This window comes from Clostridium sp. NSJ-49, from assembly GCF_014287725.1.
GTDB classification, from domain to species: Bacteria; Bacillota; Clostridia; order Clostridiales; family Clostridiaceae; genus Clostridium; species Clostridium disporicum_B.
The window spans coordinates 15551-40354 of sequence record NZ_JACOOP010000011.1; the positions used below are offsets into that span (position 1 = coordinate 15551).

General features: G+C 26.5%; 30 protein-coding genes and 1 pseudogene. 25 read left to right on the forward strand and 6 right to left on the reverse strand.

Features of this window, described 5'->3' with window-relative positions; all coding sequences use genetic code 11:
- Positions 1 to 83: 83 nt before the first annotated feature.
- Positions 84 to 548: a nucleotidyltransferase domain-containing protein gene (locus H8S10_RS05595; RefSeq protein ID WP_186838190.1), complete on the forward strand. Its 465-nt coding sequence runs from the start codon at positions 84 to 86 to the stop codon at positions 546 to 548.
- Positions 549 to 590: 42 nt separating this feature from the next.
- A complete protein-coding gene (locus tag H8S10_RS05600) occupies positions 591 to 1010 on the forward strand; it encodes a hypothetical protein (protein ID WP_186838191.1) in 420 nt (139 codons plus the stop codon).
- A 64-nt stretch (positions 1011 to 1074) separates the two neighbouring features.
- Here the strand turns inward: H8S10_RS05600 and H8S10_RS05605 are convergent, their stop codons facing one another.
- On the reverse strand, positions 1075 to 2118 hold the full coding sequence (locus H8S10_RS05605; RefSeq protein ID WP_186838192.1) for a DUF2804 domain-containing protein: 1044 nt from the start codon (positions 2116 to 2118) through the stop codon (positions 1075 to 1077).
- Positions 2119 to 2320: 202 nt separating this feature from the next.
- Between H8S10_RS05605 and H8S10_RS05610 the strand changes: the two genes are divergently transcribed.
- From H8S10_RS05610 to H8S10_RS05625, 4 genes are all read left to right on the forward strand, one after another.
- Positions 2321 to 3067, forward strand: a complete 747-nt coding sequence (locus H8S10_RS05610; protein WP_186838193.1) for a hypothetical protein — start codon at positions 2321 to 2323, stop codon at positions 3065 to 3067.
- Positions 3068 to 3169: 102 nt separating this feature from the next.
- Entirely contained in the window at positions 3170 to 3826 is a 657-nt protein-coding gene (locus H8S10_RS05615; protein WP_186838194.1) for an NAD(P)H-dependent oxidoreductase, read from the forward strand.
- Positions 3827 to 4022: 196 nt separating this feature from the next.
- Entirely contained in the window at positions 4023 to 4457 is a 435-nt protein-coding gene (locus H8S10_RS05620; RefSeq protein WP_186838195.1) for a nucleotidyltransferase domain-containing protein, read from the forward strand.
- Complete coding sequence (locus tag H8S10_RS05625; protein ID WP_186838196.1) at positions 4450 to 4872, forward strand: HepT-like ribonuclease domain-containing protein; 423 nt, start codon at positions 4450 to 4452, stop codon at positions 4870 to 4872. Before H8S10_RS05620 ends, H8S10_RS05625 begins: the two co-directional genes overlap by 8 nt.
- 68 nt (positions 4873 to 4940) lie before the next feature.
- Here the strand turns inward: H8S10_RS05625 and H8S10_RS05630 are convergent, their stop codons facing one another.
- Both H8S10_RS05630 and H8S10_RS05635 read right to left on the reverse strand, forming a co-directional pair.
- The gene (locus H8S10_RS05630) at positions 4941 to 5747 is read right to left on the reverse strand and encodes an EcsC family protein (protein ID WP_186838197.1); all 807 of its coding nucleotides are present in this window, start codon (positions 5745 to 5747) and stop codon (positions 4941 to 4943) included.
- Between the two features lie 61 nt (positions 5748 to 5808).
- Positions 5809 to 6756: pseudogene (locus H8S10_RS05635) on the reverse strand (substrate-binding domain-containing protein).
- A gap of 87 nt (positions 6757 to 6843) precedes the next feature.
- Between H8S10_RS05635 and H8S10_RS05645 the strand changes: the two are divergent.
- On the forward strand, positions 6844 to 7491 hold the full coding sequence (locus tag H8S10_RS05645) for an MFS transporter (RefSeq protein WP_186838199.1): 648 nt from the start codon (positions 6844 to 6846) through the stop codon (positions 7489 to 7491).
- Positions 7492 to 7617: 126 nt separating this feature from the next.
- On the forward strand, positions 7618 to 8415 hold the full coding sequence (locus H8S10_RS05650; RefSeq protein WP_186838200.1) for an HAD-IIA family hydrolase: 798 nt from the start codon (positions 7618 to 7620) through the stop codon (positions 8413 to 8415).
- Between the two features lie 27 nt (positions 8416 to 8442).
- Here the strand turns inward: H8S10_RS05650 and H8S10_RS05655 are convergent, their stop codons facing one another.
- On the reverse strand, positions 8443 to 9138 hold the full coding sequence (locus tag H8S10_RS05655) for a YoaK family protein (protein WP_186838201.1): 696 nt from the start codon (positions 9136 to 9138) through the stop codon (positions 8443 to 8445).
- A gap of 312 nt (positions 9139 to 9450) precedes the next feature.
- Here H8S10_RS05655 and H8S10_RS05660 point away from each other — a divergent pair, with 312 nt between their 5' ends.
- Entirely contained in the window at positions 9451 to 10281 is an 831-nt protein-coding gene (locus tag H8S10_RS05660; protein ID WP_186838202.1) for a hypothetical protein, read from the forward strand.
- A gap of 144 nt (positions 10282 to 10425) precedes the next feature.
- A complete protein-coding gene (locus tag H8S10_RS05665) occupies positions 10426 to 10938 on the forward strand; it encodes a hypothetical protein (RefSeq protein ID WP_186838203.1) in 513 nt (170 codons plus the stop codon).
- 126 nt (positions 10939 to 11064) lie between these two features.
- Here the strand turns inward: H8S10_RS05665 and H8S10_RS05670 are convergent, their stop codons facing one another.
- Together H8S10_RS05670 and H8S10_RS05675 are read right to left on the reverse strand one after the other, a co-directional pair.
- Positions 11065 to 12171, reverse strand: coding sequence for a hypothetical protein (locus H8S10_RS05670; RefSeq protein WP_186838204.1), 1107 nt, complete (start codon positions 12169 to 12171; stop codon positions 11065 to 11067).
- On the reverse strand, positions 12161 to 12583 hold the full coding sequence (locus H8S10_RS05675) for a hypothetical protein (RefSeq protein WP_186838205.1): 423 nt from the start codon (positions 12581 to 12583) through the stop codon (positions 12161 to 12163). The genes H8S10_RS05670 and H8S10_RS05675 overlap by 11 nt, the downstream gene beginning before the upstream one ends.
- A gap of 174 nt (positions 12584 to 12757) precedes the next feature.
- On the opposite strand from H8S10_RS05675, the gene H8S10_RS05680 reads away from it, so the two are divergent.
- From H8S10_RS05680 to H8S10_RS05745, 15 genes are all read left to right on the forward strand, one after another.
- On the forward strand, positions 12758 to 12919 hold the full coding sequence (locus H8S10_RS05680) for a hypothetical protein (protein ID WP_186838206.1): 162 nt from the start codon (positions 12758 to 12760) through the stop codon (positions 12917 to 12919).
- Between the two features lie 141 nt (positions 12920 to 13060).
- Positions 13061 to 13654 carry a class I SAM-dependent methyltransferase gene (locus tag H8S10_RS05685; protein WP_186838207.1) on the forward strand — a complete coding sequence of 198 codons (594 nt, stop codon included), beginning with the start codon at positions 13061 to 13063 and terminating at the stop codon, positions 13652 to 13654.
- A gap of 154 nt (positions 13655 to 13808) precedes the next feature.
- Positions 13809 to 14024, forward strand: coding sequence for a hypothetical protein (locus H8S10_RS05690; protein WP_055262837.1), 216 nt, complete (start codon positions 13809 to 13811; stop codon positions 14022 to 14024).
- Between the two features lie 136 nt (positions 14025 to 14160).
- Positions 14161 to 15288, forward strand: coding sequence for a metallophosphoesterase (locus tag H8S10_RS05695; protein WP_186838208.1), 1128 nt, complete (start codon positions 14161 to 14163; stop codon positions 15286 to 15288).
- A 91-nt stretch (positions 15289 to 15379) separates the two neighbouring features.
- Entirely contained in the window at positions 15380 to 17002 is a 1623-nt protein-coding gene (locus H8S10_RS05700) for a Na/Pi cotransporter family protein (RefSeq protein WP_186838209.1), read from the forward strand.
- 114 nt (positions 17003 to 17116) lie between these two features.
- The gene (locus H8S10_RS05705) at positions 17117 to 17491 is read left to right on the forward strand and encodes a hypothetical protein (protein ID WP_186838210.1); all 375 of its coding nucleotides are present in this window, start codon (positions 17117 to 17119) and stop codon (positions 17489 to 17491) included.
- Positions 17492 to 17729: 238 nt separating this feature from the next.
- On the forward strand, positions 17730 to 18854 hold the full coding sequence (locus H8S10_RS05710) for an aldo/keto reductase (RefSeq protein WP_186838211.1): 1125 nt from the start codon (positions 17730 to 17732) through the stop codon (positions 18852 to 18854).
- A gap of 32 nt (positions 18855 to 18886) precedes the next feature.
- Positions 18887 to 19273, forward strand: a complete 387-nt coding sequence (locus H8S10_RS05715) for a MerR family transcriptional regulator (RefSeq protein ID WP_055262847.1) — start codon at positions 18887 to 18889, stop codon at positions 19271 to 19273.
- Between the two features lie 66 nt (positions 19274 to 19339).
- A complete protein-coding gene (locus H8S10_RS05720) occupies positions 19340 to 19726 on the forward strand; it encodes a VOC family protein (RefSeq protein WP_186838212.1) in 387 nt (128 codons plus the stop codon).
- A gap of 308 nt (positions 19727 to 20034) precedes the next feature.
- Entirely contained in the window at positions 20035 to 20160 is a 126-nt protein-coding gene (locus H8S10_RS18250) for a hypothetical protein (protein WP_278336503.1), read from the forward strand.
- 151 nt (positions 20161 to 20311) lie between these two features.
- Positions 20312 to 20929: a hypothetical protein gene (locus H8S10_RS05725; RefSeq protein WP_055262851.1), complete on the forward strand. Its 618-nt coding sequence runs from the start codon at positions 20312 to 20314 to the stop codon at positions 20927 to 20929.
- Positions 20930 to 20961: 32 nt separating this feature from the next.
- Positions 20962 to 21573, forward strand: a complete 612-nt coding sequence (locus H8S10_RS05730) for a hypothetical protein (RefSeq protein ID WP_186838213.1) — start codon at positions 20962 to 20964, stop codon at positions 21571 to 21573.
- A 177-nt stretch (positions 21574 to 21750) separates the two neighbouring features.
- Positions 21751 to 22089: a DUF6054 family protein gene (locus tag H8S10_RS05735; protein ID WP_055262855.1), complete on the forward strand. Its 339-nt coding sequence runs from the start codon at positions 21751 to 21753 to the stop codon at positions 22087 to 22089.
- 189 nt (positions 22090 to 22278) lie between these two features.
- Complete coding sequence (locus H8S10_RS05740; RefSeq protein ID WP_055262857.1) at positions 22279 to 22995, forward strand: phosphatase PAP2 family protein; 717 nt, start codon at positions 22279 to 22281, stop codon at positions 22993 to 22995.
- 162 nt (positions 22996 to 23157) lie between these two features.
- Positions 23158 to 24798 (forward strand): hypothetical protein, encoded by a 1641-nt coding sequence (locus H8S10_RS05745; protein ID WP_186838214.1) that lies wholly within the window; start codon positions 23158 to 23160, stop codon positions 24796 to 24798.
- The last annotated feature ends 6 nt before the right edge of the window (positions 24799 to 24804 follow it).

Sequence of the window (24804 nt, forward strand, 5' to 3'; positions counted from 1 at the left end):
ATATAATTTAAGTTTTAAAACCATAATGATAAAAATATGTTCATATGGTATAATGTAGCTATAGAATTAGAGAGGTGATATAGATGGATAAAAGTGAATACATAGAAGAGCTTAGTAAAATAGAGGGGTTAGTAAGTATTTGTCAATTCGGAAGTTATGGAACCGAGTATTGGATGGAAGATGTGAGTGATATTGATTTAGTTATAGTAACTGCTCCTGATAAAAATTTTATGTATACATTAAAAATTGAAGATGATATTTTAGAGTTAGCAAAGAAGTTTTATAAATATGATGATATTCATCTTACATTTGTATTATTTAATGAATTCTCTAATAAGTATGCAAGAATAGCAGTAGATAGTGATAATAAATTTATAATAAATGATGAAAAGTGGTTTGATTTTCAACATTATGTTTGTAAATATGCAAGAAATAATGAGAATTTAGAAAGAACTCTTAAAATTGACGAACAATTTAGTTACTTTGGGAGGATAATAGATGAGTCACTTTTTATGGAAACTCATCAAATGATGAGTAAGTTCAACTGACTAAATCAAAGATTTAGAGTATCACTTAAAAAAGAAAAATTTATGGAAAAATACCAAAATGCTTATGATAATCTTAATGATTTGAAAGAAGCAATAAATGAATACAGTAAAAATCCTAATAGAATTATAAGAAGAGCAATGTTTGCTTTTTTTCAAGATTTTTCTGAATATATAGTAGATATGTGTGAAAGTTATATTATAATAAATGATGGAAGAATTAAAAGTTCGAGTACATCATTAAATTTAATAGAGCAAGCATATGAATTAGGCTTTTTTGACAAAGACTTGAAAGAGTACTTAATATTTTCTGTAAAATTAAGAAATAGATATACTCATGATTATTATAAGAGAGAAGAAAGTGAAAAACAGATAGAGCAGTTTTGTTTTCAAGAGTTATCTAAGTTAGATATATTTTTAGAAGAAAGTAAGGATAAAGTAGTATTAAAGTATATAAAGAATTAGTTTGTTTATAGTGGACACTTGATAAATATAGGCTACAGAGAAATCTGTAGCCTATATCTTTTTATCACCATTTATTATATACTTTTTCTGCAAAGCCAAGCTTATCTTTAATATTAATTACTGTACCATCAGATAAGGTTGCCTGTCCTGAAAATAGTCCAAAGACTTGATGTTGTTTACTTGCAATTATACCTAGGTTAGTATTATCTATTCTATCTATAATAGGTTTAAATGTCATTTCAAATTTACCATCGTTTGAAGTAAAGGTCCAAGGACTCATAAAGTCATCTTTACCATTAAGTTGTGGAATATTGAATGTAACTTGGTCAAATTTATGAGCTATACCATCTAGGAAAATCATATTTTCTGAACCATTAGGTCTGTCTGAAAAGCCATAGCCTATATTAAAACCAAATTCTCTTCCATCATCTAAGTATGTTTGCATACTTCCCCAGTACCATGTATTAACTCTAGTCCAAACGCCACGTCCCCAGTCAAGAGTTCCTAAGCTATCAGATTCATCAAAGTCGTATTTTTTGCCATCTATAATGCAATATCCACTAGCTTTCATGCAATTAATCTTACTATTGTAGTAAAAGCTCTTATTGTCTTCATTCCAGGCAGAAGCAATAACCATAGAATCTTTTGGAAAATCAGTTAAGATAAGATTTACTTCTAAATTAATATCCTTACCATTAATATTATCAAATTTATCAAATCTACAGTATAAATTACGAGTTTGTCCATCATTCTTAAAAATCATATCAACTCTTTTAGATTTATAGTTAATATCACCATTATCCGTAGTTGATGGCATAATGTTTTTACCAAATGTAAATAATTTAATTTCACTTGTAGTTTTATAACTTGGTTTTAAAAAGTCTAAAAAGCTTACTGAAGCTAAAGACATATAGCTATTTTCTGCGAAAGTTAAGGCAATAGCGATTTTACCATTTGTGATTATATAATAATCCCATTCCTTAATTCGCCATTTCGATGCAGCAATATCATTTCTAGAATATTCTTTAATTAATTTTGTAGACCAGCCTGATTCTATAAGTTGTCCTTTTTCATCTAGTAATTTTCCACGACTTAGGTTTCCTTGCATATTAATCTCCATCCTTTTGGTAATATTACTTTAATTTAAGAATAGTTAATCTAATTTATAATATTACAATTATAGATATAATTATGAACTTTTTGAGAAAATTTGTAAAGTAACAGATTCATTGATACTTTTATATAATTATAAGTAGGGAAAATATTGAAGTCTCTTTATTTACACATATATTTTAATATGGAGGGGAAATATGGCTAGTAAAGGGGAGAAGGCTAAAAGCAAGAAAACAACTGAAGCTAAAAATACAGTAGATAGTAAAAAAGAGGAGAATATTAGAATAGTATTTGAGTATTCTAAGGAAAGATATAATTATATGATAAAGCAGAAGGAACATATAGATAGAAATTCGATATATTTGCTATTAATAATATCAATTTCTGCTTTATTTTTAATATTTAATGGAGTAGGTTTATTATATGATACCACTGAATTAGTAATAAGTGATTATTTATATATAGGAACATTTGTGGTATTAATTTTAGATATATTAATTTTAGTAGCTTCATTAAAGAATACTTTTATAAAGAAAAAAGTGTTTAGGTATTTATTTAAGAAAATATATAAAATAGACATCTACAAAGATTTAGAGTTAAAAGATAAGATTGATGATGCAGTTAAGAGCAAAGAAAAAAGTTATAAGAGAAAATTAACAAAGGATGAAAAAAAGAGGGTTGCTAGAAAAACTATAAGAGAGAGCTGTTGCTATAGAGAAATGGATGACCCTGTTGAAATAATGAAGATTTCTAAAAGGAGATACTCAGATAAAACAGATAAATTTTATGAGTATCTTATAAAATTAATTAGCCCAAGAATAAATGAGGGAAATGTGATTAATAAAATAAAGCAGATATGTTTTAATATCAGTTTAGGTTTATTTATAATTTCTATGATATTAATATTCATAAATACAATAGTATATATTTATTTGCCTATTTAAATCTTATCTATTAGTGATAAATATTTAGTTATGTATATATAATTATTAGAATTTAGGTAAAACTATATTTGTTAATATTATTCTAAAGATAAGAGGTGTATTATGAGTAAGAAGTTATTATATATAAGTGTTAATTCAAAACCTGAAAATTTATCGTCATCTAAATCAGTAGCGAGAGATTTTATTAACAAGTTTCTTGATAAAAATAAAGATTTTCAGGTAGAGGAAGTAGACTTATATAAGCAACATATACCAAGATTAGAGTATCAGTATTTTGAAAGTCGTAACTGTATTATTAATGAAGAGGCAGAAAAGAAGTTGCCTGAAAAGGAGCAAAAAGAGGTCCAAAGAATAAGGGAATTATGCGACCAATTTATAAGTGCTGATATGTATGTTATAGCTTCACCAATGTGGAGCGTATCATTTCCAGCTCCACTAAAGGAATATATTGATTGTATTGTTCAAGTAAATAAGACAGTATTAATTGAAAAGGATAAGAAGCCTAAAGGATTATTAGATGATAAGAAAAGGGCATTAGTATATATACAATCATCAGGTGGAAGTATTCCTTGGATTTTAGATCCTGTAATGGATAAGGGAGAAAATTATATAGCTTCTATTATGAAGCTAATGGGAATAAAGACTGTTGTTGAGCTTAAAGTTGATGGAACAGGAACAACTGAAGAAGAGAGAAAAAATGCAATTAATAAAGCTAAAGAAAAAATTGACGATATAATAGATGGATTAGATTTTAATTAATAAATATAAAATAAGTAGATGTTATTTAGTTAATAAAATGTACTAAATAACATCTATTTTTATAGTCATAATTAAATTTATTGTAAAGTAAGGAATACGTATTTTAGGTATATTTATGTTTAATAACCATAAGTAATTGTATATAATATAAATATAATCAGAAAAAAGTTGCAATATTAAGGTGGAGGAGAATATTTTGAGTTTTAATAGGAATATAGTAGATGATAAATCTAAAGAAGAAGTTTTAGCGTTAGTAAGTAGCCAAGAGTTTAAGGACATTTTTCTAAAGTACAATATAGATAATGTTATCATATTTGGTAGTCTATCTACTGATAAATTTAATGAAGAATCAGATATTGATATAGCTATAATTGGATCAGAAAAGATATCATCTAAATTAGATTTAACTTTATCATTAGAACTTGAAGATTTCCTTGGACGAAGCATTGATTTAATAGATATAAATGATGAAGATATAGAAAATATTATAAAAATTGAAGCTTTAAATAGTGATATGGTAATAATGAAAAATGAAAAATATGATGAAAAATATGTTTATTATGATATACTATTCAAAGAAAATATTGAGTTTTGGAATAGATTAGATAAGGTGGTATTAGAAAGTGAATAAAGATAGGCTGAAGAAATTGCTTTATGATATGGAAAGTAAAAATAAGGATATAGAGGAATCTTTGAAACTTTTAGATAGTTATTCAGATAATGAATTATTAAAAAAAGAAATTTCAAATAGTCTTAAATATAAATACTTAAGCATGTTTATTTTATATGAAGATTTTATATCGATGCTTTTGAAAGAATATAATCTTTATAAAATTGGAATAACTGTTGATTCAGCAATAAAAATACTAAATGAAAAGAATGTACTATCTGAAGAGCTTTCCAATTATTTAAATTCTGCAAGACTTTTAAGAAATAGAATTGGACATAGGTATAAACAGCCTAAAGTAGAGACTTTAATTAGCTTTTTAAATGAAAATGTAGAAATAAGAAATAGTTTGTATTTGTTTATAAAGAGTTTTTCTTAAATTGATAAAAACAACTGTCTATTTTGATATTAGTAGAAATAGACGGTTGTTTTTAAATGTAAAAGAGTTCATATAAAGTAAAGTTTATTTAAATATCTCTTTTTATATTTAATCTTAGCTATTTTAGTGATATCTTGTAATGTGATAAAGTTAGTAACACCACCTACAACACCAACGATAGGAAGACCTTGAATAAATTTTGCTGTAAGCATATAGGTTGATATTTTATTAGATGTATCAATTAGTATTTCTTCTAAATTATAATCATAAGCGTTATTATTATCTATATTACTAGCTAAGATATCTAGCTTATCAAAATAATGCTTTCTTTCAGCACCTTTAGTTACAGCAGAAGAGATTAAAGTTAAGATATAAGCCTTTTCAGTTTCTGTTGAGTAATCAAATCCGTAACTTAAACTAATTTCATAGATTGATTTTAAAATAACTGCAATATAAACAGGAATATCTGGTAGACCAATACCAAGCAAGCCAAGTCCACTACCTTCAATGGCTGTTATTGATTTATTTATCATAGATTTTTTATTTGCCGCTTTATCTATTTTCTTTAAGTTCTTTTTTGATGGATATTTATTAACTGCATAAGCATTAATATCATACTCCATATTAATTGAATCTTTATTATAAGTTTTCTCTATAATTCCTATACCTTTATCAAATACTAATTTAAACCCTTTTTGAAAAGCTAATTCTAAAGTAGATTGTAACTTTTCAGGAATTTTATCTTCTAATTTATTTTTAATAGGAGATATTTTCTCTTTTATATAGCTGTCTTTAGGTTCTTTTAATAGTTTAGCTTCTTTCTTTTCAATTATTTTAATTTGTTTATTAATTAAGTTATTTATATCTTTTTTCATAATAACTTCTCCATATATATTAATATAAAAATTATATCACATTAAAAAGGCTAAAAGTAATTTAATAACGAGCAGGACCAGTAGAATTACGTTGTACTAATCTTTGTTCATATTCCACTCTAATAATTGAGCTATTTTTAAATTGTGGTTTTGTATATTCATTAATCTTATTTAGCAAGATTTTAAAAGCATTATGGCCAATATCTTCTATACAATGCTCAATAGAGGTTAGAGATACTGGAGCAAAATGAGATGGGAATATATTATCAAACCCACAAATACTATAATCATTAGGAATTTTATAACCTGAATCAATAATAGCATCTGCTATCCCGTATGCAACCATATCATTAAGGCCAACAAAGGCAGTAACTTTTTTATCTTTTAAAACTTCTTTACACAAATTATATCCAATAGCATGCTCGATAGATATGTTATCTCTTTCTATGTCTGGAGTAATATTTTGTGATTTAACCGTAATTGAATAATCATTACCATGCTTTTTGTAAGTGGCCTTAAGTCCTTCTAATCTATTCAATCTTGAAGTGTTTATATGGTCTAAAGTTGGAGATAGAAACGCTATATGTTTATGACCTAATTCTATAAGATGGTTTCCTATTAAAACACCAGCATTATAATTACTCACTTCAACAGTATCAATGTGTACGGAACAATCACTGTCTCCGATTACAACAATCGGTAATTTAGAACTTAATTGTTCAGCAAATTAAGGGTTACTTGGCATCATTGCAAATATAATTCCTGCAAGGTTTAAATTATAAAAAGTTTCAATAATTCTTTTTTCAATTTTAGGGTCTCTATAAGTATTAAAGATAATAACATCTATACCATTTTGCTTAGCAATCTGTTCTACAGCTTGAACTATAGTTGAGTAATATGGGTTTGTAATATTAGGACAAATTACTGCAATTACTTGATTAGTTGCTTTAATAATATTTTGTGATTTATCAGTTTTACTTATGTAATTTAATTTATTAACAGCATCCATAACTTTTTCTATTGTTTCAGGAGAAAATGTAACTCCGTTTTTTTTGTAATTATCATAGAAGCAGTTGGAACAGAAACGCCAGGCAACTTGGAAAATTATTGGAAGACAATTTTACTTGGTTGTGGTACAAGATGGATTGATGGTGTGTTCTATAATGTATTTGCTGTATTTACACTTTCTTATGCAACTCAAAATTTAGGAGTAGCTCAAAGTTCAATGTATATAGTTAATATAATATTTGCAGTTGCTGCTATGCCTTTTATACTTTGGGCAGGTAAACTTGCTGATAAGTTAGGAAAAGGTAAATTATTCTGTATGTCAAGTATTGCTTGTGGGCTTATAGCTATTCCAGGTATGAAAATAATAGAAAATAGTGGTGGAAATCTATTTATTATCACTGCTGTAATAATATTAGGCTGGAGTATCTTCTATTTAGGAATCTGGGGTGTTCTTGGTTCTTTATGGGCACAACTTTTTGAAACAGAAGTTAGATATTCTGGTATTTCATTTGTATATCATGCACCTAGTTTCTTAGTTGCAGGAATAGTTCCTACTATTTGCACATACTTATTAAAAGTAGGAAATGGAAATGTAATATTTATAGGTATATTTGTGGCATTTGTAGCTGTTGTAAGTACTATTTGTGGTGTAGTATTACAAAATAGACATGATAAAGCTGAAAAGTTAGCTAAAATGAACGTAAAAATTACAAGCGAAGTTGGAGTAACTGAATAAAAATAAATCAAGCTTAGTTTGTAATAGTTATTTAGACTGTTGGTTAATGATACATTTTTAAATATTATTAATCAACAGTTTAATTATATATAGTTAAGCATGTATAAATGAGAAATGAGGGGCTTTATGAGAGCGATTACTGATATACAATGTTTTGTTTTAGATATGGATGGGACAATATATTTAGGTAATGAAATAATAGATGGTGCTATAGAATTTATAAATACAATTAAATCAACAGGAAGAGAGTATATTTTCTTAACTAATAACTCTTCTAAAAATAGGCAAGTTTATAAAGAGAAATTAAATGGATTAGGGGTGGATGTAGAAGAAGAAAAAATATTTACATCAGGAGAAGCAACAACTATATATTTAAACTCTTTAAAGCCAAATAGTAAGATTTTTTTATTAGGTACAAATTATCTAGAAGAAGAATTCATAAATGCAGGATTTAATATTACAGATAAGTATGAAGATGATATAGATTTTGTAGTTTTAGGATTTGATACAACTCTAACATATAATAAATTATGGATAGCTTGTGACCTTATTAGAGATGGTGTTACATATATCGCTACTCATCCTGATAAAAATTGTCCTTTAGAGGGTGGGAAATTTATGCCTGATACTGGATCAATAATAGAGTTAATCTATGCTTCTACAGGTAAAAGACCATATGTAATAGGAAAGCCAAATCCAGAAATAATTGATTTAATATGTATGAAGTATGATGTTAGCAAAGAAAGTATTGCTATGGTTGGAGATAGATTATATACAGATATACAGACAGGGAAAAATGCATCTGTTTCTTCAGTATTAGTTTTATCAGGTGAAACGAATTTAGAAGAATATTATAATTCAAATATAAAAGCTGATTATGTTTATGAATCTGTAAAAGAGATAAATGAAGAGATACTTAAATAGTTTAAAATAAGGTACAATGATTATTTTTCATTGTACCTTATTATATTTGCTATTATTTATCCAAATAGCTTGAATAAATAAAATACCACTACAAATCCATACAGCTTTTGTATTTAAAACTAGTGATATTAGCGTACCTGGAATAGCTCCGATAGCAAATGAAAAAGTAAGAGCTGTAAAGTAAATCAACTTTTCTAGTGTTTTTATGCTTTTTTCATCTAATGCTTGGAATAATAATTGCCCAACGTTTCTAATATTTCCAGTACATATAGTTGTGTTAAATGGAATTCCAAGGCAATCCCTAAATAGACATAATTGATATCCCATTAAAAATGAAACTAGATTAGTTACAATTATATCTGGAAAACTACTAGGAATTAATCCTATAAAAAATAAGACAGTAGCTTCTAAAAGAAGAGCTAATATTCTCCATTCGCCTTTAAATTTTGTCTTTATAATAATAGTTTTTACTAATTCACTAAATGCAGCACCTAATATACAGGCAATAATGGGAATAAAGTAGTGCAGTGCTTCTATGTAGTTTCCTAAGGCAATATTTATTCCTAGTTTTGACATATTAGCAGTGTGCATATTAGCAAGTATTTCATTTCTTGTAATATATGTATATCCATTCATATAGCCACCTACAAAGGTTATTATCATAAGAAAAATTGGTCTTTTAAAAGGTGGAATTATTTCTTTTCTTTTATTATCATTTTTCATTCAATTCATCCCTTGTTATTTTTAAGTAGTATATTTTCTTCATATAGTATGCCCTATAATTTAACCTTTGTTTTGTATAAATAAGGAGAATATAATTGTTAAATAATTGAAATTTATAAGAACAATTATTTAATTAGCTTTATCACTACAAAAACAATAAATTTGACAAGATATGTTTTTAAAATAGTATTAGATGATTAATATAAGTTAAAGTGAATTAAAAAGAACATTTATTTAAAATAAATAGTATCTTGAAGTAGAGAAATTTTTATATTAATTCGGTCAGAGAAAGTATATATAGGAGAAGTACTTATGAAGTGTAAATATTCAAAGAATAGGAGTGATAAAGAAAAGTTTAAACATATATCGAATAATGATAAGAATGCGCTAGAACTATTACATCTACAATTAATTTTTATTTATATATATATGATGTCGGATGTATTTCTTTTTATTGGTACAATTGAAAGTATAAATATATGCTATGGTAAAAAAGAAGATAATAATCCAATATTATTGTTAGAACAAGGGCAAATTTTAGCCTTAATAGCTAATATTATAAATAATTATATAACTTCTACTAGATATAGTCAGTTAAGTGAAAGATACAATGAAGAAGAGATATCTTTAGAGCCAGAGTTCTTAGTAAAGCAAGCATCAATATTAAGTATAATTCTTTACAGTTTAAATGTAATTGCAGTTTCTAAGCAATATGAAGCTAGTTTGGTAATTAATATTTTTAAATGTGATAAAAATAGTATAAACCTACTATTTTTACAGGCTGTTTGTTTTTTAATGAGATTTTATGGAGATTATTTTCTTTTAAGATCTACTTTAAAGAGTATTGATTTAATAAGAAGTAAGTATGATAAGAGTATTAAAAAAATATATAATCCTGATATTGATGCAGTAATTGCAGCAGAATTTTATGTTCTACAAAGAGGAGTACTGTATGATATTGGTTGTATTGCATTAGTAACACTAATAAATAATGGAACGGAGTTAGAAAAAGAATTATTACTACCAGCACAACAAATTCTTGTAATTGCTAATATAATTGGAGTAATTGCAAATATAACAGTTTTAATAGCATTTATAAAAATATATAATAGAAATGAAAATCAACCTATTTTTGGAAGATAGATTTTAAAGCTTTCAAGTCTAGAAATATGTATTTAATATGATGTTACTTGGATACAACAAGCAAAAAAATCCAGGCAAATGTTTACAAAAACTTCTAAAAGTTATAATATTTATGTATAGACGGATTATGGGAGGGGAATAAATATGGCTTATGACAAATTAATAAAAGAAACAAATATGAAGAATGGAATTGAAGGTAATATCTCTGTTTTTATGCGTGAAAGAGTAGAAGGTAAAGAAGATGGAGCTAAAGTTATAGCTAATGTTATTGCTGGTTCTTTAGATAGAAATTATAAGGGACAAAACAACTACAAGCTTCTAGCTAAGAAAATTACAGATAAAGATAATAACTATTTTGAAGATATAGCAGCTTTTGCTATATATATATTCACAATGGATTATACAAATAAAATGCTTAAAAATATGCCTGAAGACCATAATAGAAATGTTTTAATGAAGGCAATCAGTACGCAGATATCAAGAGGTGTCGCTGCAATAAACATGTACGTAGCTAATGATATTAAGCAAGGAGTTTATGCAACATATACTGAAACTACAAGAAAAATAATGGGGATTTCTAATAAGTTTCATGATGCGTTTAATAACTATTTAAATTCTAAAAAATCTGAAATAATTGAAAATTTAATAGCTATATAATTAAAATAAAGGAGTTAGTAGTATATCATGTACCACTAACTCCTAATTATTATATCTTAATTTAATGTGAATACTAATTTATTATAATGAAAGCATATCAAATTTTTGAATGAAATTATGATAAGTTTATCTTGATAATAGATTAGCTATTCTAGTAAGAGTAGATTTTAAAAAGTTAAAGTTTTCATATATAGTTTTTTCGATTTCGTTTAGATTTGAATTATTGTCTATATCAGTAGAGTGTTGTTTATAATTATCTCTACAGTTACAATCTTCAGTGCACCTCCATATTTGACAGCCATCAAAAGGATTTGAAGTACCAATTATTAGTTTATTATCTTTACCTACATATAATATACGTCCTCCATAGTTATTCATATTGTTTATGCCATTTTTCAATAATGGAGTGAAGTATCTACCATTAATTGACCTATACAAATCGAATCCTATTGGATATTTAGTTTCTGCTAATAATTTTACGATTTTTTGGTATATCTTAATAAGAGTTTCAGTGTCAGATTCACCTATTTCGTTAATTAAATATTCTTTATTAGCAAGTAAGGTATCAAGAATTACTTCCATATTACTTGAATCATCAAAAGTTGATACTAAAAGAGAGTTGTTATATTCTTGAATTTGCCAAGCATAAACATTAAAAGGATTATTAAATCCAGAAGTATATCCACTTAAGCTCTTATTCCTGATTCCTTTACTTGGTTTAGCAGGAGTTAAAGGACGTCCACCAACAACAAGTTGCCAGTTGTCAGCTTTATCTATTCTAATCATATCAAATCCTACAGGAATTGCCCATGAAAGAGGGGGAGCTTTAATTCCACTTACATAAATATAATCATTAAATACTCCTATGCTAAGTGAGAGTTGATTTTCAGAATCTCCAAAACCGTTATCTACAATAAGTGTCCAATCATTCATTTCAGGGACTTCTTTATTGCTTCTCCATACTTGAACTCCAGATGATTTGCTAGTTGATACGTAAAGCTTATTGTTAAAAATAGCCATGTTTGCTATTGAACCTTGAGGGTTTTTATTAGGGTCAAAATCAGGATTAGTTGTATCTGTTACGTTTTCCCATGGGTAGAATTCAGGGTCTTTACTTCTATAAAGGAATGGAGTTTCACTAGAATTAATTTCATCTACCACTGCAAGATAGAGTTTATCTTTTATGGTAACCATATACCTAGATGAATTACCAATTAGTGTGTCATAAGGCATAAAAAAACCAATTTATTCCGTTATAGGATTTTATTACTTTAACTTGATTTCCATAAGTTGATGCATATAAACATTGTGCTGAGCCTGCTGGTTTAGCATTTATCATAAATCTGAAGCCTGTAATACCTGAACCAGGCTTTGCTTTATATACTATTTCCCAAGGAAGTTCTCCATTCTTTTTATATCTCCATATTTCTGCAAGGTTATCCTGATTAGTAGCTTTTAAAATAGCAGGAATATTTATATCTGGTGCAATTGATTGAAGAATTGTTAAAGGAACGTTACGGCCTGTACCAACATAAATATAGTCACCTAGCTCTGCAATTGCCCAAGCATAGTTATTTTGTCTAGCATTATCTAAATTATTAAAGTCAAATCCATCAGTAGGATTTAATTTTTTAAATCTATACATACTTGTTCCTCCATAAATCTTTAGTTTGTGTTTATAATATAATTTATGTAGAAATTATAAATGGGTTAATATTTCAATATTATTAGTTATTATAATAATATGTTTATTAAAACTTAAAAATAGTATATACTTATGTGGAATAGAAATTAAAAGAAAGTGAATGACAGGAATTTTATGAGTATAGAAAATATAATTTTAGGAATAGATTATAACTTAATGGTAGACTTATATTTGATATCAGTTTTAGCATTATCAATTTACGCACATAAAAAAGGAGATAGAAAGACTTCTTTAATATTAAATGGAATAGGTTTTTTATCAATATTTCTATTATAAGATTTGATTTAAAGTAGTATTTAACATATGTTATTACTACTTTTTTTATTAGGAATTTTAAAGTTAGATATAACTTAAGATTTCGCATTTAAATATAAAATAACTAACTTTAAATAGTTTATTAAAGAATAAGGTGATAATATGAAAAATGAAACGTTAAACTATTATAATGAAAATGCAAAAGAATACTTTGAAATTACAAAGATGCTAAAAACAAGTGATATATATACGGCTTTTTTAAATAGTGTTAAGTCAGGTGGTAAGATACTTGACCTTGGATGTGGTTCAGGAAGAGATAGTTTATATTTTAAAAATGCTGGCTATGATGTAACTGCAGTGGATGGTTCAGTAAAACTAGCCAAGGAAGCAGAAAAGTTGATAAATCAAGATGTAATAGTCAGTAAATTTGAGGATTTAGAATTAAATCAAAAGTTCGATGGAATATGGGCTTGTGCATCATTACTTCATGTTAAAAGAGAAAATATTGAAGAAGTACTAAGAAAGCTTTCTAATAACTTAAAAGAAGGAGCAGTATTTTATTTATCTTTTAAATGTGGTGATAATGAATATGTTGATGAAAGAGGCAGATATTTTAATTGCTATAGAGAAGAAAGCTTTATTGAGATGATAAATAAAATTAAAGAATATGATATTAAAAATATCTATATAACAGGAGACTCCTTAGGGGGAAGAGATAATCTTACCTGGTTAAATGTATTATTACAAAGAGTTTAGAATTCCATTCGTTAAAATTAATATAATAAAGATATATAAAGTTACTATATATAATAATGGCTCTATTTAATAAAAAAATTCCCTTTAGTGTTTAAAAAGTATAAATTTGACAATAATTAAGTGTATAAAATTAATTATTATAGAAGGGGAATTTATGCAAGTTAAGATAGAGAAATGTGAAGGTGTAAATAAGTGTTGGTATAAAAGCTTTATTGGAGAAATATTTGAAGTTGAAAAGATAGAACCAACAGGATTAAGTAAAAACAAAATATTTGTAAAGCTTAATAAAGAAGAATGTAGAAAATGTTTTAAGGATAAAAGAAGTTACGCAGCAGTTTATAAAAATGATGTGAAGATAATTAATGAATAAGCAGTAATAACGTATAACCGTTGTTGCTGCCTTATTTTATTCTAATGTAAAAGTATTGACTTAAAGTTAACTTTAAGGAGTATGGTTTATTTATATAGGAAGTAGATTATAAAGAATAAAAGGGGAGGGAGATTATATGAATATATTATACTTTATTATTCCAGCATTACTTATGATATTGCTTAGCATCTATTTATATTATTACATTGCAAGAGCTTTACGAAGAGTAAAAGTAGATGTTAAAAAGAACCGAGTAAAATTAATAATTATTGCCTTAGTACTTATTATTATGTATTTTTCTCTCAGAGATTTAGGTATAGGTATTGTTGTACTGCTTCATATCGTGGTTTTAGCACTTGTTATGGATCTTTTAAATTATATATTTAAGATTCTAAGTAAAAGAAATACTATAACTTTTAATAAATGGAGAACAGTATATGAAAGTGGAATTGTTCCAATTATATTAACAGCAATTATATTAGCTTATGGGTATTGGAATATGAATGACATAGTAGAGAAGGATTATAAGATATATACAAATAAGAATATAAGAGAAGAAGGCTATAGAGTAGCAATGATTTCTGACCTTCACTATGGAACTGTTATGAATAGAGAGAAGCTACAAGCAGTTTGTAATGATATTGAAGAAGCAGAACCTGATATTGTAGTGCTTTGTGGGGATATTGTCGATGAAAAAACAACAATTGAGCAGATGAAAGAAGCTACTGAAATTCTTGGAGATATTAAAAGTAAATATGGTGTATTTTATATATATGGTAATCATGATGATGCTAGATATTCATCTATTCCTAGTTATACTAAAGATGAGCTAAAGAATGAGTTATTATCAAATAATATCTATGTATTGGTAGATGAAAGCTATGAAATTAATGATGATCTTGTTATTGTTGGTAGAGATGACGAAGGGTTTTCAAAAGAAGAAGGAAGGAAAAGTAGTGAGGATTTAATTGCTAATATAGATAAGAGTAAGTTTATATTACTTTTAGACCATCAGCCATCAGAACTTAATCTAAATAGCTCATTAGGATATGATTTGCAATTATCAGGTCATACTCATAAAGGTCAGATTTGGCCAGCAGGTTTAATAAGTGAATTGTTTAACTTTAATGAACTAGAATATGGATATAAAAAGATAGGAGATTATGAAATAATAGTTTCGTCAGGAATATCAGGATGGAATTATCCAATAAGGACTGGTTCTAAGTCAGAGTATTTAATTATTGATATAGAGAAGCAAAGCTAAAAAATAAATAGGAAAGTTTAAAAATATATGTATAGACTGACCTCATAAAAAAGAAAATAATAAGAGTTACATTTTTAGGAGGGAATATAATTTGTATATATTAATTAGTCTTATAGGAGGCCTTGGTTTATTTCTTTATGGAATAAGTGTTATGGGTGAAGGTCTTCAAAAATCAACTGGTCCTAAATTAGAAAAAGCTATTGGTCTTTTAACTAGCAATATAGTTATGGGTGTACTAGTAGGAACTGTAGTTACAGGGATAATTCAAAGTAGTGGGGCGACAACTGTTATGGTTGTTGGATTCGTTAATGCAGGGATAATGAGCCTTTATCAAGCAATAGGAGTAATAATGGGTGCTAATATAGGAACAACAGTTACAGCTCAGCTTGTATCTTTTGATGTTAGTATATTATCATCCATAGCTCTTGGAATAGGGATAGTTTTACATATGATTGGCTCAAAATCTAAGCCTATGCTTAAAAATATATCTGAAATACTAATTGGATTTGCAATATTATTTATAGGTATGAGGTTTATGAAGGATGCAGTAGCTCCGCTATCAGAATATCCAGCTGTGAGAAAAGTATTAGCAGAGCTTGCACATCAACCAATTCTAGCTTTAATTGCGGGATTTTTAATGACAACAATATTACAAAGCTCTAGTGCATCTATGGGAATATTAATAGCATTGTCTTCACAAGGATTAATGCCACTACAAGCAGCATTACCTATATTATATGGTGATAACATAGGTAGTTGTACAACATCTCTTATTTCAAGCGTAGGTGCAAATAAGAATGCTAAAAGAGCTGCTACTATGCACTTGTGTTTTAATGTAATTGGAACTATTTTATTTATGCTTGTATTAAACAAACCTATAACTATGGTGGTTCAATACTTAAATCCAACTGATCCTGCAAGGCAAATAGCAAATTCACATACTTTATTTAATATAGTAAATGTGATATTGTTACTACCATTCTCTAAGTTTATAGTTAAATTAGCTATGTTAATTATACCTGATAAAGCTGGTGAAGAAGAAGTTGACAATGCTATTACAAAATACTTAGACACAAGAATGTTAGAAACACCTGCAATAGCTTATGGTAATATAATTAGAGAATCTCTTAGAATGGGTGGAAAAGCTAAATATTGTTTTAGTAGTGCTACAAATGCTTTGATTGATAAGTCTCAAAAAGGTGTAAATGAAAGCTTAGAAAAAGAAAAGCTTGTAAATGCTCAGCAAAAAGAAATTATAAATTATTTAATAAAGCTTTCAAATAAGGCATTAGATGAAAAGATGAGGTTATCTCTAGATTTATTATTCCATACAATAAACGATATTGAAAGAGTTGGAGACTTATCAGAAAATATTGCAGAATTAGCACAAGAGTCTATTAATAATAATGTTAACTTTTCAGAAGAAGCTATAGCCGAAATAAAAAATATATTTAATAAAACTTTAGAGGCGTATAGTTTAGCTTTAGATGCTATGAAAGGAAATGACGTAAATATTTCTAAGCGTGTTATTATACTAGAAGAAACTGTAGATGAATTAGATAAAGATTATAGAAATGAACATATGAGAAGATTAAACAAAAATATTTGCAGTGTAGATTCAGGTATAATATATTTAGATTTATTAACAAATATTGAAAGAATTTCAGACCATGCTGCAAGCATTGCTAAGAGAGTTATAATGGTTAATGAGTAGGTTAAAGTTAAGGTGTAGAGTATTTAAAAGAAAGTTTGTTATTTTAAGATTAGATGATATAATTTATTCAAAATATAATTAAGATAGCGGTAGCTAGGATGGGAGGGATTGATTTTGGATAAATTGTTGATTACAAAGATTATGGGCAAAAAAGATGCAGTAGATTTAGATGATTCAGTTTATAACTTAAGAGATGTATGTGATGAATTAAGAAATATAATTATATTAAATTTACCTATCGAGGATGAGTTTAAAGTAAGAAATAGAAGACGACTTAAAGCTATATATGATATTGTAAAACCTATGACAGATAAACTAAAGGATGATAGCTATATTCAAGGGTATACAAATAGTAAAAAGTACTTGCTTAAATATATAGAAGATATGATTGCATACATTGAAGGAATATTATCAGCTATGGAGCCTTTAGATTTTAAAAACTTTACTTATTATACAAATATGTTAATGGATTTAGTTTTAGTTTATTAGAAGTTTTTAATTTATAAAAGATGAGTTGAAGATATAAAATATGGACTAAGCTAAAAGTTCGATTTTGGTAGTAGTGACTAGTAAATATGTTACTGCTATCTTTTTATTTTTTATTTTAATATAAAAAATATTGACTTGGAGTTAACTCTAAGGAGTATAGTGGGATTAGGTAAAATTTATATAAAAAGAGTATTTATTTAATTGAATTAATAAGAGAGAATAAATGGAGGATAAAACTATGGAGCAAAAGAAATTAGGGTTTGGATTTATGAGACTACCAATTACAAATAAAGAAGACCAATCTAGTATCGATTATAAACAAGTGAATGATATGGTAGATGTATTTATGGAAAGAGGATTTACTTATTTTGATACAGCATATATGTATCATAATTTTATAAGTGAATCAGTAATAAAAGAAGCTGTTGTAAAACGTTATCCAAGAAATGCTTTTACAATTGCAACAAAAATGCCTACTATGTTTTTGAAAAAGGAAGAAGATTTAGAGAGAATCTTTAATGAACAGTTAGATAAAGTTGGAGTAGAGTATTTTGATTATTATTTACTTCATAACCTTGGAGTGAGTAATTATGAGATAGCAAAGAAATTTGATGCTTTTAAATTTATTAAAAGCAAGAAAGAAGAAGGTAAAATTAAAAAAATAGGATTTTCATTTCATGATACTGCAGACCTATTAGATACAATTCTAACAGAGCATCCAGAGGTTGATTTTGTTCAGCTTCAACTTAACTATATTGACTGGGATAATGAAAGTATTCAATCAAGAAAATGTTATGAAGTAGCTACAAAGCATAATAAACCTGTAATAGTTATGGAGCCAATTAAAGGAGGAACATTAGCTAACGTTCCACCTAAAGCAGAGCAATTATTCAAAGAATATCACAATGATATGTCAGTTCCATCTTGGGCAATTAGATTTGCAGCAAGTCATAAAAATGTTATGATGGTCTTAAGTGGAATGTCTACAATGGAGCAACTATTAGATAATACAGGATATATGGAAAATTTTAAACCATTTAATGAAGAGGAATATGATATTATAAATAAGGTAGTAGATATAATAAATGATTCTATAGAAATACCTTGTACTGCATGTCAATATTGTGTAGATGGATGTCCTAAAAAAATTGATATACCAAAGTATTTTGCTTTATATAATGCAGAAAAGCAATCAGAAAGCAAAGGTTTTTCTACTCAAGGTGTATATTATGCAAATTTAACTAAAACATATGGAAAAGCTTCAGAATGTATTAATTGCAAAAAGTGTGAAAAGAGTTGTCCACAGCATTTAAATATAACAGAATACCTAAAGAATGTTGCTATGACTTTTGAAAATAAATAAATATAGCTTAAAGATAAAAGGGAGATAAGTATATGACTATTACAGAAGTAAGTAGAAAATATAATTTAACAGCAGATACATTGAGATATTATGAAAGAATTGGATTAATTCCTCCCGTAAACAGAAATAATAGTGGAGTAAGAGATTTCACTGAAGAAGATTGCAATTGGGTACAGTTTATAAAATGTATGAGAGGTGCAGGCCTTTCCATTGAAGTTTTAATAGAGTATGTTAAAATGTTCCAAGAGGGTAATTCTACAATAAAAGCTAGAAAAGAGCTTTTAATAGAACAACGTAATCATTTAGCAGATAAAATTAAAGAAATGCAAGAGACTTTAGATAGGCTTGATAAAAAAATTGATGGTTACGAAGAGAGAGTTCTTATTAAAGAACAAGAATTATCAAAAACAGATAAGTAAAATTTATATATTTGCTATTTAAGCATAAGAAAAAATACTTATTATAATACGGGTTTAGGGGGATTTATGCAGTTTAAAAAGATACATCATATAGCAATAATATGCTCAGACTATAAAATATCTAAAGAGTTTTATGTAGAAAAGCTAGGTCTTAGAATTATTAGAGAGGTATATAGAGAAGAGAGAGATTCATACAAGTTAGATTTAGAAATAGGAGATAGCCAGATTGAATTATTTTCTTTTCCTAATGCACCAAAAAGACCAAGCTATCCTGAAGCTCAAGGCTTAAGACATCTAGCTTTTGAAGTTGATGATATAGAAAAAGCAGTTGAGGAGCTAAAGCAAAAAGGGATTAAAACTGAACCTATAAGAGTAGATGAATGTACAGGTAGAAAGTTTACTTTCTTTGAGGATCCAGATAAGTTACCATTAGAGCTATATTCAAAAGTGTAACCATAATTATAAGTTGAAGATAGTATATAAAAATAGTTAGTAGAGTTAAGAGTTTAGAAATAAAGACAGTATAGTAGTTTTTATATTAACTCTTAACTTTAAAGCTATTTATAAATGAAGTAAGCTATGATTATATATAATTTATATAAGATATGAATTAAAAGCTTCTTCAAATTATAATTTAAATTTAATTACAATTATAATTTGAAATATATGGTAAACGATATAACTGTATGTTATACTTATATCAAAGTATTTTATTACACTTTAAGTAAACGTATTCAATTATTATTCAAGGAGGATTTGATATGTGTAAAGAGGAATCAAAAAACGTAATTCAAATGGATGAAATAATAGAAGTAGAAAAAGTTGATGTTAAAGAAGATAATAAAGACGATAAAATTAGAGAATATGAAGATTTATTAGGGTATTAAAAACAGAAGAGTATATCATAAATAAACTAATTAAAAGAGGTGAATTTCATCTCTTTTTTTATTTAATATTTTATAGCTTATTTATTTAAGAACATTCTAAAGAAAATTTTTGTATTATTATATTAGCATTTAAATTTTAGGAGGCATTAATGTGTCATCAGATTTAAAAGAGTTAAAGGGGTTAATATGCAGAAAGAGAATATCTAAAATTAAAAAGAAATACGAAAGCGCAGAAAAGAGGGTTTATAGAAAGCTACTAGATTGTAATAAGAATAAAAATGAAGAATATTTAACTAAGTGTGTATTTATTGAGTTTAAAAAAAGATATTTTTCAGATTTTTGTAAAAGAGTAGATGATTTAGTAACTAGTTATACTGTTGGAATTGAACCAGCAATGAGAGAGTATGTTTTTGCAAAAAGAAGAGATAGAACTTTTGAAGTACTAGTTTTAATAAAAAACATATTAGATAGAAATTGTATACGTTGGGCTATTATGAATGATTATATAAAATGTAGAGAGGAGTGCATCTGTCCTGAAAGTATTTGTATAGTCGTTTCTAAAGAACATATGAATGCAGCATGTAATATTTTTAATGTAATTGGAGAGAAAAGAGGAGAGAATATCTATATAGTTAATGGGGTAGAGGTTCATCTTAGCTTTGGATATGCTATAGAAAATAGAAGTTATAATCTTAAGGAGTATGATATAGGTTATTGTAATCTAGATAGTGAAAATATTCCTGTGCTAGTAGAACCAAGAAATTCATAATATAGTATATAGTAATTCTATAGAGGAAACCTATGACAAAAAGAAAAAAAAGAAAAAAATCATTTTGTGAGGATTTTGATAGCTTCAAACTACCTCCTTGTGCTAAGTTTTTAGGCAGTAATAACCCTTTTGTTAAAGATGGTAAGATAATATATAGAAATAATAATAGATTGTATTTATTCTTAAGTTTTAATACAAAATCAAATGCAGGTAAGACGTATAATCCTATGGATCCAAGTACCTACAGTTCAACTGGAGTTGGAAATTTACAAATTGAATTATATTTTTTTATAATTGGCTTATTTATTAATGAAGTTCAAAAAGGGAATATTAAAGATTATGAAAATATATCAATACATGAAGATGATAATGCAGATAAATTTATTAAAAATGTTTTAGATAATGAATATAATATTACTACAGAATTTGTACCATCCTTAACTTACTTAATTTCTAATGCAAGTGCTGTAATCCCTGTATTTACAGGTGTTATAGATATAAGTCCTATAAATTTTTATATTATATTAATGTTAAGTAGGTTTTATGGGGATTACGGATTATTATTTAGTGATAATGCCTATGTAACCAATGATTTTATTAATCTAGCTTTGGCAAATACTTATGTAGAGTTTTATAAATGCTAATAATGTTTTATTAAATGATGAAAATAATTAGCTAAACTTTAATTAAACTATATTTTTGAAAGAATATAATTAAAAAAATTACAATAAAAACATAATTTAATATATATATCCATATAAAAATGTGATATAATGTTAAGACATTATATAAGGTATAGGGAATAAAAGGGGGAGAAAATTATGGGAATATACAGTTTCGATGTGAAATTAACTTTAGATGAAACCATTAAGAGGTTAGATGCAGGTATAATATCAGGAACAATTACAGAAAAGATTGATTTTCATGAAATTAACTCACAAGGTAAAAATAAAGCAGTTGTTATGGTTTATGAAAAAAAATATTTTAGAGCGAGTAATAGACTAACTTTAACGTTATGTTTAGAAGAGTTAGAAAACAAAACTCATATTCATGTTATAGGTATTAGTGGAATAGAAAAAGCCATTACAGGCAATGGTGAAGCAAGTGAAAAATTCACTAGTTTACCAAGAGAAATATTAGAAGATTATATAATAGAATAATATAAAGATTAAATAGATGGATATAAAAATAATTATTTTTATATCCATCTATTTTATTTAAATTATAAGATATATAAATCAACAGAACATAGAGAGATTAAATAAATATATTCTTGTGAAAGATTTATGAAATTGAGAATATAATAGCTTTATATAATAAAACGAGCGTATTTTAGGGGGAGTAGGAAGATGCTAAAAAGAGTAATAAACGAAGTAAAAAAATATGAGTATAAACTCGATTTATTATGGTTAATTTTGTTTCCTATGTTTAATGTTATCTATTTTATAACTAATCATATTCATAAAGAAGGATTTGATTTAACTATAGCTTTAGATAGAATGATACCATTTGTACCTATCTTCATTATTCCATATGTTTATTGGTACTTATATATGATAATAGGATTTCTTATTTTATCTTTAAATGATAGAAAAAAATACATGAGATGTATATTAGGTTTATATTTAGGAATGTTCTTTAGTTACACTATTTATTTAATCTTTCCAACTGAGATAGTAAGGCCAACAGTAACAGGTAATGGTATCTTAAGTAGTATAGTTAAGATTATATATTCACTTGATAGACCTTTTAATTGCTTTCCATCGTTACATGTGTTAGGAACTTACTTTATTATGAGATACACAAAAAAAGAAAATAGTCAATATGTGTATTACTATACTCAAACTGTAGGGATTTTGATAATATTATCAACTATTTTTATTAAGCAGCATTTCGTACTAGATGCTGTTGCTTCAATGTTAATAGTTGAGTTAATAAATATTATTGTTAAAAAAATAAGTGAAGAAAATTTAGAAAAATATTTAAAAATACCTTATGAGATAGTTGAAAGGCTAACTCACAAATCACAGAAGTTTTCAGAAGTAAGTTCAAATGAAAAAGAATGAAGCTATTTTAATTAATAGTTTCATTCTTTTTTTACTATTATTCAGAAGGATACCTGAAATTTCCTTAAATTATTTGTGAATTAGTAATATAAAAGTTAAGTTTACGTATAATTAAATATAAATTTTTAACCATAGAGTTAAATATTTTGAAAGGAGGATAGTATGTCTGTTTTATGTACCTACTGTAATGAGTTTAGCATTGATAATGAGTTTTGTAGTAAATGTGGAAAGAAAATAAAAAGAGACATAGGTAAATGGAAGATAAGTATAGATAATAAATTATTAATAGATACTACATTGAAACAAGACGATATTATTAATTGCGACAACAAATATATTGAAAGTCCTTTATATATTGACTCTGGTAAGGCATATTTTAATTACAATAAAGAGATGACTTTATTAGAATATATTAAAGAAAAAGATATAAACTTTAAAATCATTGACTTTGTAATAAATAGAGTAGGAGATATTATTAAATCAATAAATAGAAAGAAAAAGATTTTAGGCTCTATAGATTTAGATCAATTATGGATAAGTGATGAGAATATAGAAACTTTGCATTTAAAGCAAATAAGACCGTATATAACCAAAGGTGCAGATAATTCAAAATATAAAGCTGGAAGAATCTCTTCAACAGAAGTCTTATATGGTAATAGTAAAAATATTACTTACTCTTCAGATGTATATATTATTGGAAGACTTCTTTTGGTTTTGGCGTTAAAAGGAAAAGTGATTGAAAATAGGTCACATGAAACCTACTTAGCATATTTTATAACTGCTTTTAATGAAGAAATACCTGTAGAGCTTCATGAATGGATTTATAAAACTACAACATTATTTCCAGAAGATAGATATAAAAATGTTGAAGAAGCACTAATTATTTTTGAAGAAATTTGTAAAAATAAAAAACAGAATTTTGAAGATATAAGTTTTAAATATTCTTATTCATCAGATATGGGGAATTATAAAAAGTCTAAAGTAGAAAATAAGGATGATAATTTAAAAGAACGAGCTAATGAAGATAGTTATGTTGTTTTAGAAGATGCTGAAAATCATAAAATATTTGCTATGGTGTCTGATGGAATTTCAACAACAAATTATGGATCAGGATATGAGGCGGCTAACATAGTAAAAGATACTTCTATTGAAATTTGGAAAGAAAAATATGAGAATTTACAAACTTTAAGTGATGTAAAGTCATTTTTTCTTTCAATTATAAATAATAGTAATATTAAGATAAACAATTCAATTGTTAGGAATAGCGATAAGGAATTGTGGGGTACAGTTATGGGGGCTACCTTTGTAGGAGTAATTATTATAGAAAACATAATGTACTTTACATCATTAGGTGACAGTAAAATATATTTGTTTAACAAAAACAAAGGGCTAAACCTATTAAACTATGAAGAAAATTACGGAACAGAGCTTTTAAAGAATGGTTATAGCTGGGGAGAATGCAGTAATGTTGATGGATTTAAAGCTTTAACTAATTGTATTGGAGGCAATGACATAAATATAGAAGCAAAAATAGTTAAAGATGATGACTTAAATATTAAGAAAATAACATTAGAAGATAAAGACATAGTATTAATATGCTCTGATGGTGTTACAGATTATATTAGTCCATTAGGATATGGTAGTAATTTGTGGAATATTGATAAAAAAATAAAGGAGCATATAGTAGCTAAAGATAATATGGAAAGTGTATTAGATATTCCGTCTAATTTAACACAAGCAGCAAATGATAATGGTGGTGGAGATAATATCACAAGTATATTGATAGAAGTAAATATGAATTAATTGAAG